At 48.7% G+C, this 13,527-nt stretch carries 12 protein-coding genes; 11 read left to right on the top strand and 1 reads right to left on the bottom strand.

Going from position 1 to position 13,527, the window contains the following annotated elements; all coding sequences use genetic code 11:
• Nucleotides 1-216 precede the first annotated feature (216 nt).
• The 9 genes from C7R93_RS02330 (at nucleotide 217) to C7R93_RS02290 (ending at nucleotide 9,744) form a co-directional block, all read left to right on the top strand.
• Entirely contained in the window at nucleotides 217-879 is a 663-nt protein-coding gene (locus C7R93_RS02330; RefSeq protein WP_106837287.1) for a GntR family transcriptional regulator, read from the top strand.
• 11 nt (nucleotides 880-890) lie between these two features.
• Entirely contained in the window at nucleotides 891-2,228 is a 1,338-nt protein-coding gene (locus C7R93_RS02325) for a serine hydroxymethyltransferase (protein WP_106837286.1), read from the top strand.
• Between the two features lie 263 nt (nucleotides 2,229-2,491).
• On the top strand, nucleotides 2,492-3,499 hold the full coding sequence (locus C7R93_RS02320; RefSeq protein WP_327951806.1) for a LacI family DNA-binding transcriptional regulator: 1,008 nt from the start codon (nucleotides 2,492-2,494) through the stop codon (nucleotides 3,497-3,499).
• A 65-nt stretch (nucleotides 3,500-3,564) separates the two neighbouring features.
• Nucleotides 3,565-4,533 carry a sugar phosphate isomerase/epimerase family protein gene (locus C7R93_RS02315; RefSeq protein WP_106837284.1) on the top strand — a complete coding sequence of 323 codons (969 nt, stop codon included), beginning with the start codon at nucleotides 3,565-3,567 and terminating at the stop codon, nucleotides 4,531-4,533.
• A 10-nt stretch (nucleotides 4,534-4,543) separates the two neighbouring features.
• Entirely contained in the window at nucleotides 4,544-5,602 is a 1,059-nt protein-coding gene (locus tag C7R93_RS02310) for a Gfo/Idh/MocA family protein (RefSeq protein ID WP_106837283.1), read from the top strand.
• 34 nt (nucleotides 5,603-5,636) lie between these two features.
• Nucleotides 5,637-6,974 (top strand): ABC transporter substrate-binding protein, encoded by a 1,338-nt coding sequence (locus tag C7R93_RS02305; RefSeq protein ID WP_106837282.1) that lies wholly within the window; start codon nucleotides 5,637-5,639, stop codon nucleotides 6,972-6,974.
• A 108-nt stretch (nucleotides 6,975-7,082) separates the two neighbouring features.
• Complete coding sequence (locus C7R93_RS02300; RefSeq protein WP_106837757.1) at nucleotides 7,083-8,393, top strand: carbohydrate ABC transporter permease; 1,311 nt, start codon at nucleotides 7,083-7,085, stop codon at nucleotides 8,391-8,393.
• Nucleotides 8,394-8,405: 12 nt separating this feature from the next.
• Nucleotides 8,406-9,233 (top strand): carbohydrate ABC transporter permease, encoded by an 828-nt coding sequence (locus tag C7R93_RS02295; protein ID WP_106837281.1) that lies wholly within the window; start codon nucleotides 8,406-8,408, stop codon nucleotides 9,231-9,233.
• A gap of 19 nt (nucleotides 9,234-9,252) precedes the next feature.
• A complete protein-coding gene (locus C7R93_RS02290) occupies nucleotides 9,253-9,744 on the top strand; it encodes an SRPBCC family protein (protein ID WP_106837280.1) in 492 nt (163 codons plus the stop codon).
• 80 nt (nucleotides 9,745-9,824) lie between these two features.
• Here C7R93_RS02290 and C7R93_RS02285 read toward each other — a convergent pair whose 3' ends face one another.
• Nucleotides 9,825-11,234 carry a sigma-54 interaction domain-containing protein gene (locus C7R93_RS02285; protein WP_106837279.1) on the bottom strand — a complete coding sequence of 470 codons (1,410 nt, stop codon included), beginning with the start codon at nucleotides 11,232-11,234 and terminating at the stop codon, nucleotides 9,825-9,827.
• Between the two features lie 231 nt (nucleotides 11,235-11,465).
• Between C7R93_RS02285 and pdhA the strand changes: the two genes are divergently transcribed.
• Both pdhA and C7R93_RS02275 read left to right on the top strand, forming a co-directional pair.
• Nucleotides 11,466-12,533 carry a pyruvate dehydrogenase (acetyl-transferring) E1 component subunit alpha gene (gene pdhA, locus C7R93_RS02280; RefSeq protein WP_106837756.1) on the top strand — a complete coding sequence of 356 codons (1,068 nt, stop codon included), beginning with the start codon at nucleotides 11,466-11,468 and terminating at the stop codon, nucleotides 12,531-12,533.
• Nucleotides 12,530-13,513, top strand: coding sequence for an alpha-ketoacid dehydrogenase subunit beta (locus tag C7R93_RS02275; RefSeq protein ID WP_106837278.1), 984 nt, complete (start codon nucleotides 12,530-12,532; stop codon nucleotides 13,511-13,513). The genes pdhA and C7R93_RS02275 overlap by 4 nt, the downstream gene beginning before the upstream one ends.
• The last annotated feature ends 14 nt before the right edge of the window (nucleotides 13,514-13,527 follow it).

Below are 13,527 nucleotides of genomic sequence, written 5' to 3'. Positions count from 1 at the left end.
ACGATAATGTCATTACTGGAATGGTTAGGGGAAGATTCACGTCATATTTGTGATGAGAGAGTTCAGGAGTTAATGGTCGTCTCAGTTATTGAATCGTTACTTACGGAAAGGGAAGTAATATACGGATTTTAGATGGAGTAACCTCATTGACTATCTCTTCTTTTTATCTAAATATTTAAAATTGACAGACATAAAGAAAACCAATATATTGGTTTTATGGATACCAACCTCATAAAACAAATTGAACGCCCCTCATTACGCGAACAGGTATACCAAGGCTTGAAGAAAGCGGTCGTTATGCTGGAGCTAAAGCCAGGCCAACGAGTCAACGACAACGAACTGGCGGCTTTATTTGGCGTGAGTCGAACGCCTGTGAGAGAAGCGCTCAAACGGTTGGAGGACGAAGGTCTTATTGAATCCGTTCCGGGCTCTCTCACACGGGTTACACCCTTACTTGAAAAGGAGGCGAAGCTCGCTTTTCCTGTTGTTGCGGCCTTGCACGGGTTGGCAGCACGATTGGCAATGCCTTTTGAATCGGAGGATATCTGTATTCTGGAGCAGTGGAATGAAAAGCTAAAGATTGCACTCGAACAGCAAGATGTGATCAAAGCGATTGAAGCAGATGACGGTTTCCACGACGTGATCCTCGAAGCTGCGGGTAATCGTGAAATCTACTTGGCACTTGAGCGAGTTGTACCGAAAATTCGGCGTTTGGAGTTTGCTCGGTTCGGTTCCTTAGAAGGGGTGGAATCAGTAGAACAGCACCGCAGAATCATCGAAGCGATTCGAGACAACAACAGTCAGCTTGCCTCTTCTTTGATGGAAGAAAACTGGATCAACCTTGGCAGATTGCTTACGGACCATTCCAATGATGAATAGGGGGTAATGGCATGAGTACGGTTGAAATGAAGGGGGAAGTACATGATTCGCGTGTTTTGCAATGGGCGCGCTCTATTATTGAAGAGAGTCCGTCACACTGGCTGATTCAGCAAGAGATCGTGAATGCTGTAAACCGCAATGCGATTTGGCGAGGCGAGGAATGCTTGAATTTGCTCGCACCAGAAGCACCCACCACTCCAATCGTACGTCAGCTGCTCGCTTCTGAGGTAGGCACGCGTGCTGCAGAAGGACATATCGGCAGCACGCAAAGATGGTTCGCTGGCACGAAATATATCGATGAAATCGAAGCGTTATGCGTCGAGCTATTGAAAAAAGTATTCCAAGCCAATTACGCTGACCATCGGCTGGTAGCGAGCATGATCGGGAATATGACGGTTTATGCGGCGTTAACGCAACCGGGCGATACGATTATGACGATCGCGCAACCATTTGGGGGGCATTCCAGCAATCGGGTGGACGGGCCTGCTGGCATTCGTGGTTTGCAAATTGTCGATGTGCCAATGGACCCCGTGGAGCTGACCGTTGATCTGGACCAGTTCGCTAAAGTCGCACGGCAAGTTAGGCCAAAGCTCGTTACCCTAGGCGCGTCGATGACCTTATTTCCGTTTCCACTGAAGGAGATGGCTGAGATCGTGAAAGAATGGGGCGGTCGCATTTATTTTGATGGCGCGCACCAGTTGGGGTTGATCGGTGGCGGTCAATTTCAGGACCCTTTGCGAGAAGGGGCATGTGTGATGACCGGCTCGGCTGGCAAAACGTTTAGCGGCCCACAAAGCGGCATCATCATCTGGAATGATCCGGAGTTATCGGTACCGATTACAGATGCCATCTTCCCAGCACTTGCTGCGACACATCAAGTCAATCGGGTAGCAGCACTGGCAGCGGCGGCGGCAGAGTTTTTGGCTTTTGGCAAGGAATACATGGCACAAATTGTGACGAATGCACAAGCGCTGGGAAAAGCATTCGATGAACGGGGAATTCGTGTACTTTGCGCTCACAAAGGCTATACTCGTACACATCAAGTCATTTTGGACGTAAAAGAGTTTGGTGGCGGTTACGAGGTGGGCAAGAGATTGGCAGAAGCGAACATCATCACGAACAAAAATTTGATTCCAGGCGATGGACCAGAGGATTGGGACTTTCCAAGCGGTTTGCGTATCGGGACGACAGAAATCACTCGCTTTGGTATGAAGGAGCAAGCGATGGACACGATTGCCGAGCTGATTGTAAGTGTGCTGTCAGGCAGAGAAAAGCCCGAGGTTGTCCGATCCAAGGTGATCGAATTGCGCAGATCGTTTAGCAAGATGCAGTTCTGCTTCCCAGAATAGAGTAGGATAAGCACCGCATGCCGAGTTCAGACCTTGGCATACGGTGCTTATTCCTGCAAACCTATCAGGATAGCGATGAATTACGACCATAGTTCGAAGATGGACTATGGTTTTTTATTGTCTAGATAAGAACCTTCCTCCAGCTCTTGCTCGGGATGTCAATGACATTTGTAATTAACTGAATATTGACAAAAGTGGGATCTGGGTGTTATTTTCACATTAGGAAAACGTTTACCTGGTACATAGAAAGTGAGTGAAGAACCATTACTGTAACCATTAAAGACATTGCACAGCTCGCCAACGTTTCCATCGCGACTGTTTCGCGTGTGCTGAACAATTCCAAGCCAGTCCGGCCAGAGCTGCGGGAAAGAGTCTTGAAAATCGTTCAAGAGACAGGCTTTCAGCCGAATGCGATTGCCAGGAGCTTGGTCAGCAAGGAAACCCGCATTATCGGGGTGATGATTCCCGATATCTCCAACAATTTTTACTCCAATCTCATCTATGGGATCGACAGCGTCATTAGCGAGTACGACTACAGCATGTTTTTGGCGATATCCGACGAAGTGGTAGATAAAGAACTGAAGTACTTGCGACTGTTCAAAGAAAAACAAATCGATGGTGTCATTATCGCGAGTATTCATTTTCTGGAGGGCAATATCCAGACGCTGCAAGAGATTCAAGTTCCCCTTGTTGTTACCGGCCATGATTTGCCCGGCTATCAGATTCCGACGGTCAACGTCAACAATGTGCAAGCCTCCTATGACGCTACCGCTTATCTCATCTCGCAAGGCCATAGAAAGATCGCGTGTATATCTGGTCCATTGTGGGACCCGCCGTGTGGTCTGGATCGCATGGGCGGTTACCGTAAAGCCATGCGCGCACATGATTTACCGATCCATGAAGGATTCGTCGTGGAAGGGGAATTCACAGCCAAGAGTGGATACGAAGCCATGCGCCGCATTTGTGAGGAAAAAATTCGTCCGACAGCCGTTTTTGTCGCAACAGACCTGATGGCGGTTGGCGTCCTCAATTACTTGTACGACCATGGCATACGTGTACCAGAAGACATTTCCGTCATGGGCTTCGATAATTTGGAGCTCGCCTCACTTTCCCGCCCCATGCTCACCACCGTGCACAATGACCCGTTCATGTACGGAAAAGCCGCAGCAGAACAATTACTCAGACAAATCCGCAATGAACCCGTAGAGAGAATGAGCAGCGTCCCACACCATCTCGTGATTCGCCAAACTGTAAGCGCTTTACTCGAGTGAGGCAACAAGTCTTACCATATAGAGCAAGAAAACGAGGTTTACGCATTCAAAAGGGGTGAAAAGATATGAAGCTAGGCGTATTTACCGTTCTTTTTAGCGAGAAGTCGTTTGAAGAGATGTTGGATCATGTAAAGGCAGCAGGTTTAGAGGCGGTGGAAATCGGCACAGGCTGCTATCCGGGCAATGCACACTGCAATCTGGATGAGCTGTTGGCCAGTCCAGAAAAAAGACGCGCGTACAAAAGAGCAGTAGAAGATCGGGGATTGATGATCAGCGCGCTCAGTTGTCACGGCAACCCGTTGACGCCTGATAAAAGCTTTGCGCAGCAGTCCCACGATACGTTTGTGAAAACGGTACAGCTTGCCGAGATGCTCGAGGTACCTGTGGTCAATTGTTTTTCTGGCACAGCAGGCGACCATGAAGGAGCGAAGTACCCGAGTTGGCCCGTTGCTCCTTGGCCAAATGAGTACCGGGATGTGCTCCATTGGCAATGGACAGAGAAGCTGATACCATACTGGCGCGAATGGGCTGCGTATGCGACCGACCATTCTGTTAAGGTTGCGTTGGAGCTGCATGGCGGCTTTCTCGTTCACACACCAGGGACACTGCTAAAGCTGCGAGAGCAGGTAGGCGAGGGGATCGGGGCAAACTTCGATCCAAGTCACATGTGGTGGCAAGGAATCGATCCGGTAGCTGCGATCAAAATCTTGAGCAAAGAAAAAGCCATCTATCATTTCCATGCCAAAGACACGTATATCGACCAGGAAAAGGTGAACATGTACGGGCTGACGGATATGAATTCTTACGCCAATCTACATGAACGTGCTTGGTATTTCCGAACCGTAGGCTATGGGCATTCGCAGCAGACGTGGGCGGATATGATGAGCGCACTGCGTATGAATGGATACGATTATGTCGTGAGCATCGAGCACGAGGATGCCCTCATGTCAATTGACGAAGGCTTTGAGCGCGCGGTTCAAAACTTGCAGCAAGTCATCTTGAGAGAGCCAGTCCAGAATCTATGGTGGGTCTAGGAGGGAGAAAATGACGAACCAACGCAAATGGAAAATCGGAATCATCGGTGCAGGAGGGATTACAGAAGCACATTTAGAGGCGATCAAGGAAGAGCCGCGAGCAGAGGTTGTTGCGATTGCAGATATTTCCGCAGAAATGGCTTCCTATCGTGCGAAACGGCATGGTATTCCGCAGGTTTTCACCGAATACGAGATTATGCTGCAAGAATCTGATACGGACGCGATCATTGTTTGTGTCCCGAACTACTTGCATGCAGAAGCAACCAAAAGTGCGCTTGCAGCAGGCAAACACTTGCTGTGCGAAAAGCCGATGGCGATGAATGCCCAGGAAGCAGAAGAAATGATCGAAGCCGCGAAGAAAGCAGACAAAATCCTCATGGTAGCACAAAACAACCGATTCCGAAGCGATTCCCTGCAAGTCAAAACATGGCTGAAGGAAGGAAAGCTGGGAAACATTTATCACGCCAAGACCGGCTGGGTCAGAAGAAATGGGATTCCAGGATGGGGAAGCTGGTTTACGCAAAAAGAATGGGCAGGCGGCGGTCCGTTGATTGATATCGGCGTACATATGCTCGATTTGACCTTATGGCTCTTGGATCATCCAAAGCCTGTATCCGTCCTCGGGCAAACGTACTCGCAATTCGGACCGCACAAGCGTGGCTTATCAGAGTGGGGCAGAATCGATGAAAACGGGAAGTTTGACGTGGAAGATATGGCAGTGGCGATGATTACCTTTGAGAACGGATTGTCGCTTACGCTCGATGCAAGCTGGGCTTCTCACATCGAAGAGGAAAACGTTTTCCTTCAATTATATGGACAAGAGGGTGGGGCATCCCTTCGTTTATTGGATAACCAGTTTAAGCTTTACCACGAGTGGAACGGCGTAACTGCCTCGACAGAAATCAAACCAAAACTTCAGAAAGAACGCGTACTCTTATTCCGTAATTTCATCGACGCCATCGAAGGGAAGGCAGAGGTTCTCTGCACACCGGAACAAGCCTTGTACATCAACAGATTGATCGAAGCCATCTACACATCCGCACAAAAAGGTGAAGCTGTCCGTTTTTAGGTTTTCTTAACATGAGCATAGGGGGTTACTTTAGATGAAAGTTGCGAAAAGACTTACATCCGTTGGACTTACCTTATTAATGGCGTTCTCATTGGCAGCATGTTCCTCCACACCTCAGCAAGCTTCTAAGGATACGACCCCATCACAGCCTGCAACACCATCCGCACCCAAAACAGAGCCCGCACAGCAACCAGCAGAAAAAATCAAGCTCGTTTACGCACGGGGCAAAGACTCAACGGATTCCACTGTAAAGCTCATAGAGGCATTCCAAAAAGCAAATCCAAACATCGAGATAGAGATTCGCGAAATGCCTGCGGATACAGGACAAAGCCATGACCAGTACGTCACAATGTTCAGTGCACAATCCTCCGAGATCGACGTGTTTGACCTCGATGTCATCTGGCCAGCTGAATTCGCACAGGCGGGTTACCTGTTGCCACTTGACCGCTTGATCGAGCAGGACGGGATCGAGACGGGTAAATATATCAAAGGGGCCATGGATGCCGGGAACTTTGGCGGCCAACAATGGACCATGCCCAAGTTTATCGACGCGGGTCTCTTGTTCTACCGCAAAGATCTCGTCGCCGAAGCACCAAAGACGTGGGATGACCTGATTGCTCAAGCAAAAGCCACGAAGGGCAAGGGCGGCACGAAGTTCGGTTACTTGATGCAAGCCAAGCAATATGAAGGACTGGTTTGCAACTTTGTCGAGTTCAGTGCATCGTACGGTGGAAAAATTTTGGATGAACAAGGCAAAGTAGCGGTCAACAATCCAGCTACGATTAAAGGGTTGAAAAAAATGATGGAGGTCGTCAAATCTGATTTCGTCCCAACCAATATCACGACATTCATGGAGCCGGAATCACATACGGCATTCCTCGAAGGGCAGGCAGCTTTTATCCGAAACTGGCCGTACCAATTCGCCTTGGCACAGGATCAGGCCCAGTCCAAAATCGTCGATCAAGTTGCGATCGCACCACTGCCAGCAGGGGATGCAGGCTCAGCAGCAGCACTCGGCGGTTGGATGGGCGGAATCAACAAGTTCTCGAAGCACCCGAAAGAAGCTTGGGAATTCCTCAAATTCATGACAGGTCCAGAAGGTCAAAAAATATCCGCAGTAGAAGGCGGGCTCGCACCAACATACCTGCCAGCCTACGATGAAGCGGATGTTCAAAAAGCCAGTCCGTTGTTTGCCAACAAAGATTTCGTCGATGGCGTAAGCGCTGCTGTATCTCGTCCAACAACTCCGATTTATCCAAAAATTTCGGAAGTGATCCAGATCGAAGTGTCCAAAGCGCTCGCAGGGCAGCAAACAGCCGAGCAAGCGGTGCAAAACATGGAAACGCAGATGAACGACCTGATGAAAAAATAAGCGGCAAAAAGTGGGGCTTCCAAGGGGGTCTAACCGGCTTCCTTGGAAGTTGCACAACGATCTGGCAAGCATAAGCAAGCTTCAAGCGGGAAGGAAGGTGGTGAACGGATGAATCGACCAACCAACATGTCTCTCTCAGAAAAACAGATGGGGTATTTGCTGATTTTTCCTGCACTGCTCATCATACTTGTTATCGCGATTTGGCCTGTCATGCGATCCTTTTGGATCAGTCTGCACGACATCCGGTTGAACGACCCGACGAAATCAGAGATTCACTCTTCATACGGACTCGATATGGAGCGCTACGTCAGTACGTTACCCAATCTGCTCCGGTATGTGGGTAGGGAGGCGGACTCTGCAGAGGGGTCATCAAAGGAAAAACTGAACGCGCTCCGAGCGCAAATCGAGCAAATGAACACTTCCCTCAACCAAACAGGCGAGATCGCGAGCCGATACCAAATGATCGACCAGCTATTACTGGACTTTAAACCAGTTCCCACAGAACTCAAATATGTGAGTCTGTCGAATGAACAAACAGAGTCAGTCAAAACCAACTTGGCAGAAGTCAGCGCGGTCCTTTTACAAATGAGTGAACAAAAGCTGCTTTCGAAGCCGGAGGGTGCTCTTGGCGTGATCCAAGGTATTGAAGCTTCGATCATCGAGCCCAACTTTGTTGGCTTTGCTTACTACAAGAAGTTTCTAACAGACGCCCGGATGTGGGGAGCACTGTACAATACGACGATTTTTACCGTCATCTCCGTTGCCATTGAATTGGTACTCGGCATGTTGATTGCGCTGTTGATCAATCGACCTTTTCGCGGAAGAAGTCTTGTACGAGCAACGGTGTTAATTCCGTGGGCGATTCCGACTGTCATTTCCGCGTTGATGTGGAAGTTTTTGTACGACGGGCAAAATGGCATCGTCGCCTATCTTTTTGAGCAGGTAGGGTTGATCTCTGATATGGGGATGCTCCTCACCACAAAGGCTGGGGCCTTGTTTTCCGTCATTTTGGCAGATGTGTGGAAGACGACGCCGTTCATGGCTCTACTCTTATTCGCTGGCCTACAAACGATCCCGCAAAGCTTATATGAAGCAGCTTCTGTCGACGGTGCCACCCGCACCCAGCAATTTTTTCGCATTACGCTTCCGATGCTGAAATCAACCATTCTGGTGGCGTTATTGTTTCGGACACTTGATGCGTTCCGCGTATTTGACCTGATTTACACGCTGACAGGTGGGGCACCTGGGAACTCGACCGAGACGATTTCCATCTACGCCTATAAAACGATGTTTGCTCAAATGAGCTTTGGAGAAGGCTCGGCACTCGCAGTCATTGTCTTTTTGTGTGTGGCGTTAATCTCCATCGGTTATGTCAAAATTTTGGGAGCTGATCTGCTGAGTGATGGCAGTGGCAAATAAGGAGGTGATTGGATGCGCAAACATACGGGTCCCTTGTTTTACGTGGGTCTACTGCTATTCGTTTTTCTAGTGATGTTCCCGTTTTTATGGATTCTCCTCGCAGCATTAAAGCCACCAGCGGAGCTGTTTGGAGAGCGAGCCTTTCATTTCATCATCCAGAATCCTTCGTTTGACAACTTTGTCCGCGTCTTCACGGAGAGGCCGTTTGCCCGTTACTTATGGAATTCGACTGTAGTGGCGACGTTAACGACACTTTACTCCATTACCATCGCTTCCTTTGCCGCATACGCGATTGCCTGGCTGTCCTTTCGGGGAAAGGCGATTATATTGGGTGTCGTACTGGCTGTGTCTATGTTTCCACAGATCGCTACCATCTCACCTATTTTTATGTTCATGCAATCGATGGGTTTAACGAACAGCTACATAGGCCTGATCATTCCTTATACGACTTTCGCGCTGCCGCTTGCGATTTGGAATTTGACCATCTTTTTCCGCAAAATACCGAGTGATTTGGGCGAAGCAGCCAAAGTAGACGGTGCGAGCATCTGGCAGACGATGACAAAAGTATTTTTTCCACTCGCCATGCCTGGCGTTTTTACGACGGCGATCCTCGTATTTATTGCAGCGTGGAACGAATTTTTGTTCGCCTTGACGTTGAATACGCAGGAAGCGATGAAGACAGTGCCTGTGGGAATCGTCATGTTTCAGGGAATGTTTACAATCCCGTGGGGGGAAATATCTGCGGCCTCCATCATCGTGACGATCCCGCTCGTGGTGATGGTATTGATTTTCCAGAAGCGGATTATCTCTGGCCTGACTTCTGGGGCTGTCAAAGAATAAAAGGGAGCCATTCTCTTGTTTGTCTCGCAAGTGTGATTATGATACGGTGGATGCAGCAATCAGAAAGCGAGTTGAGGAATGCATGAATAATCTTACAAAATTTCAGATTAACAGGCCTGCCCATGAAGTGTTCGAAGCATTCGTAGACCCCGCGAAGATCGGCAACTTCTGGTTCTCTTCCAGCTCGGCAAGGTGGGAGGAAGGGAAGAACTTTACGCTAATCTACGATATTTACAACGCAGAAGTAGGGATTACGGTTCACGAAATCGAAGTGAACAAACGAATCTTTTTTCAGTGGGCTGGAGAAGAAAATACCGTAACGATTACGTTAAAAGAGTTGGATGAAGCCACGACGATCATTGAAGTGAACGAAGAGGGTTTTCAAGAAAATGATCCTGCGCTCGTACAAAAAATGGTCGACAATAAAGAAGGTTGGGTTTACGTCTTATGCTGTTTGAAGGGGTATCTGGAGCATGGAATTCATACATTAAGAGAAGGGCTTGTGAGATAGCACCCGGATGTATTGCAAGAGCATGCTTTGAAATAATGAGAAAGCCCGAACCTAAGCGCATCGGGCTTTTTTCTATTGCACTATTTAATTCCGAGAGTGCGTTTTTTTCTTACGAGAGTAGATATGTTCACGTGCAGCTTATCCGCACATTGCTGCATGGTGCCGGTCTCTTTCAAGAGACGTTGGATATACTCGCGTTCAAACCGTTCGACCGCTTCTTTTAGCGGCAACGGCTCATCCATTTTGGCGAGATGGAGCGGCAGGGCTGTCTGTTGCGTATTGCGAATGGACGCAGGCAACTGATCAAATGTAATTCGCTCATTTTCACACATGTGGAAAGAACGTTCTACCACATTTTTTAGCTCGCGTATATTCCCTGGCCAATCATAATCCATCAGTGCCTCCAACGCATCTGTCTCGATGCGCATTTCTTGCTGGTACTTCCATTCCAGCTTTTTCAAATAGTAGAAAATCAGGGCCGGAATATCCTCCCGACGCTCACGCAAGGGTGGAATGGTGAGGGCAAGTACGTTAAGCCGGTAGAACAAATCTTGCCGAAACCTCTTTTGTTCAACCATCGCTTCTAAGTCACTATTGGTGGCAGCGATGATTCGCATGTTAACCTGACGTGATGTTTTCCCCCCAAGTCTGCGAATCCGTCCATCCTGCAAGACATTCAAGAGCTTCACCTGTAAGGGAAAAGGGAGGTCTCCAATCTCATCAAGAAAAATCGTTCCTCGATCTGCTAGCTCAAACAATCCCTCCTTTGATTGACTTGCTCCCGTAAATGCGCCTTTCTCATAGCCGAACAATTCTGACTCCAGCAAATGCTCGGGAATGGCCCCACAGTTAATCTTGATGAATTCGCCAGTTCGTCCGCTTTGGGCGTGAATGTAGTTCGCCATTACATCCTTGCCGACACCAGACTCACCTAGCAAGAGGACGGGGGAGTCATTGGTCGCAAATCGTTTGGCGAGTGAAGCAATTCGGTGCATGAGTCCACTGCGATAAATGATCTGCTCGTCAAAATCACCATCGGTTTGGATGTGCTGCAGCGCTCTTTGATACGCCGAACTGATTTGACGTGTTTCCTCCAGCTCCTTCTGAAGCGTATTCAGCTCCGTCACGTCACGCACATTTCCCACCACAAACAATAATTCATTATTTAGATCAAGCAGCGGGGTAGCTGTGTTGATCGCTTGCCGCCCGTTCGCATAATCGATCACGACACTATGCGTTTGTTTTGTCAAAATCGTACGTACAGCAGAAGAGTCAGGAACAAGGTGCATTTCTTTTTGCTCCATGAAGCTAAAATTATTCAAGATGTCGGCGGGAACTCCCGTGATGTTCAAGTACGCCTCATTATAGAGCAGGACGTAGCCATTACGGTCACAGATCGCCAATCCATCGTGAGACGTACTGAAGATGGTTGTCAGCAATTTTGCAAGCTCATGATTGTCACTGGCTTGGAAATACTTGGTCTGATACATCGAAGTCCTCCTAAGTAGGCTTGTAAACGGAATAGTCAGAATTAATCATCCATATGCAATCGTGCATATGCAAAAATGATCATTTTCGATTTGTTTTGTTGTGAAATCGCTTTCAATTGTTTGGCATGCTACTTGCTCTTCTATAGGGAGGAAAGCAGATGCAAGATGATCAGATTCACATTAACGAAAGACACCACGGTGTTTTTCATCGAAAAAGAGAGGGATGTTTCCATGTCTTCATTATATCAGGTATTGAGTCCAGCGGGTGAGCTGGTAGGCGATCTCAAGGGGCAATTAGACGAGGTGACGATGATCAAGATGTATGAAAATATGGTGCTGGTTCGCCAGTTTGACCGCAAGTCGATTAATCTGCAACGACAAGGCAGAATGGGTACGTACGCTCCCTTTGAAGGGCAGGAAGCTTCACAAGTAGGCAGCGCGATGGCATTAACACCTGGAGATTGGCTTTTCCCAACTTACCGTGACCATGCTGCGGCGATCGTCCATGGTCAGTCCATGGCACGAGTGTTCCTCTACTGGATGGGCCACATGGAAGGGAGTATCAGCCCGAAACATTTGAATATCATGCCGCCATGTGTACCGATCGCGACTCAAATGGTCCATGCTGTAGGGACCGCTTGGGCGAGCAAGCTGCAAAACGAAAAGCATGTCAGCATTGCCTACTTTGGTGACGGAGCCAGCTCAGAAGGCGACTTTCATGAGGCATTGAATTTTGCAGGCGTGTTTCAAACGCCGACCATTTTCTTCTGCCAAAACAACGGTTTCGCGATTAGCATTCCGTTTTCACAGCAGTCTGCATCGAAAACGATTGCACAGCGTTCGGCCGCTTATGACATCCCTGGAGTTCGGATCGACGGCAATGATATCTTTGCTGTTTGGCTGACCATGAAGGAAGCCATGCAACGTGCGCTCGATGGCAAAGGACCGACGTTGATCGAAGCGGTGACATTCCGCTATGGCGCACACACAACCGCAGATGATCCGAAGAAATACCGGGATCAAGAGAGTTTGTCCGAGGAATGGCGCAAAGAACGCGACCCACTCCAACGACTACGTGTGTTTCTGGAGAATCAGGGTTTATGGAATGAAACGAAGGAAGCAGAGCTGAATGCACGGGTAAATGAGCAAATCGACGCAGCTCTTGTCGATGCAGAGAGCTATCCGAAGTCCAAGCCGGAAGACATGTTCAAGCACGTCTACGCGGAACCATCGTGGATGGCGACGGAACAGGAAAGCGAGCTCGTCAAGCCATCGAAGCAGGAGGGAATCCCAGCATGAAACGCAAACTAACGATGATTCAAGCAATCACCGAGGCTATGGATCAAAAATTGGCAGATGATTCACGCATTATGCTGCTTGGCGAGGATATCGGTGTGAATGGTGGCGTGTTCCGGGCGACAGAAGATTTGATTCACAAATACGGCCCAGACCGTGTAGTGGACACGCCGCTTGCTGAGGCGGGAATCATCGGGTCGGCTATCGGTCTTGCCATGAACGGGAAAATTCCTGTGGTCGAGATACAATTTCTAGCCTTTATTTATCCGGGCTTTGAGCAAATTGTTTCTCATGCTGCACGCATGCGCTATCGGACTCGCGGACAGTACCACGTACCGATGGTCATACGTACACCGTACGGGGCAGGGATTCGCGGTCCTGAGCTTCACTCGGAGAGTGTCGAAACGTTTTTTGCCCATGTTCCGGGCTTAAAGGTTGTGGCACCAAGCACACCTTATGATGCGAAAGGCTTGTTGATTGCAGCAATGGAAGATCCTGATCCGATCATTTTTTTGGAGCCGACCAAGCTCTATCGCGCATTTAAGCAAGAGGTTCCGGAAGAAATGTATCGTGTGCCCATCGGAAAAGCGAAGGTCGTCCAGGAAGGTTCAGATATATCCATTTTTGCTTGGGGAGCTATGCTTCGTGTCGCGGAGGATGCTGCAAAACAGATCGAGCGCGAAAACGGTTTGAGCTGTGAAGTCATTGATCTGCGAACGCTCTATCCATTGGATCGGGATACGATCATCGCCTCAGTCAAAAAGACTGGACGTGCTGTTGTCGTACACGAAGCGCATAAGACAGCTGGGTTGGGTGCAGAGATCATCTCCATAATCAATGATGAAGCATTGATCTACATGAAGGCTCCCGTGAAACGGATTACCGGATTTGACGTGCCCGTCCCGCAATTTAGCATCGAGGATGATTATTTGCCAACGGCTGAACGCGTGAAGGACGGAATTATGGAAACGGCTACGTTTTAAGAGAAGGAGCGAGT

The organism is Brevibacillus fortis (assembly GCF_003013395.1).
In the GTDB taxonomy this organism is placed as follows: Bacteria; Bacillota; Bacilli; order Brevibacillales; family Brevibacillaceae; genus Brevibacillus; species Brevibacillus fortis.
The sequence above is the reverse complement of the archived record's forward strand: the minus strand, read 5'-3'. Positions and strand labels throughout refer to the sequence as shown.

Coding starts and splice junctions, on each gene's coding strand:
- C7R93_RS02330 (WP_106837287.1), top strand. CDS start 217: ATGGATACCAACCTCATAAAACAAATTGAACGCCCCTCATTACGCGAA.
- C7R93_RS02325 (WP_106837286.1), top strand. CDS start 891: ATGAGTACGGTTGAAATGAAGGGGGAAGTACATGATTCGCGTGTTTTG.
- C7R93_RS02315 (WP_106837284.1), top strand. CDS start 3,565: ATGAAGCTAGGCGTATTTACCGTTCTTTTTAGCGAGAAGTCGTTTGAA.
- C7R93_RS02310 (WP_106837283.1), top strand. CDS start 4,544: ATGACGAACCAACGCAAATGGAAAATCGGAATCATCGGTGCAGGAGGG.
- C7R93_RS02305 (WP_106837282.1), top strand. CDS start 5,637: ATGAAAGTTGCGAAAAGACTTACATCCGTTGGACTTACCTTATTAATG.
- C7R93_RS02300 (WP_106837757.1), top strand. CDS start 7,083: ATGAATCGACCAACCAACATGTCTCTCTCAGAAAAACAGATGGGGTAT.
- C7R93_RS02295 (WP_106837281.1), top strand. CDS start 8,406: ATGCGCAAACATACGGGTCCCTTGTTTTACGTGGGTCTACTGCTATTC.
- C7R93_RS02285 (WP_106837279.1), bottom strand. CDS start 11,234: ATGTATCAGACCAAGTATTTCCAAGCCAGTGACAATCATGAGCTTGCA.
- pdhA (WP_106837756.1), top strand. CDS start 11,466: ATGTCTTCATTATATCAGGTATTGAGTCCAGCGGGTGAGCTGGTAGGC.
- C7R93_RS02275 (WP_106837278.1), top strand. CDS start 12,530: ATGAAACGCAAACTAACGATGATTCAAGCAATCACCGAGGCTATGGAT.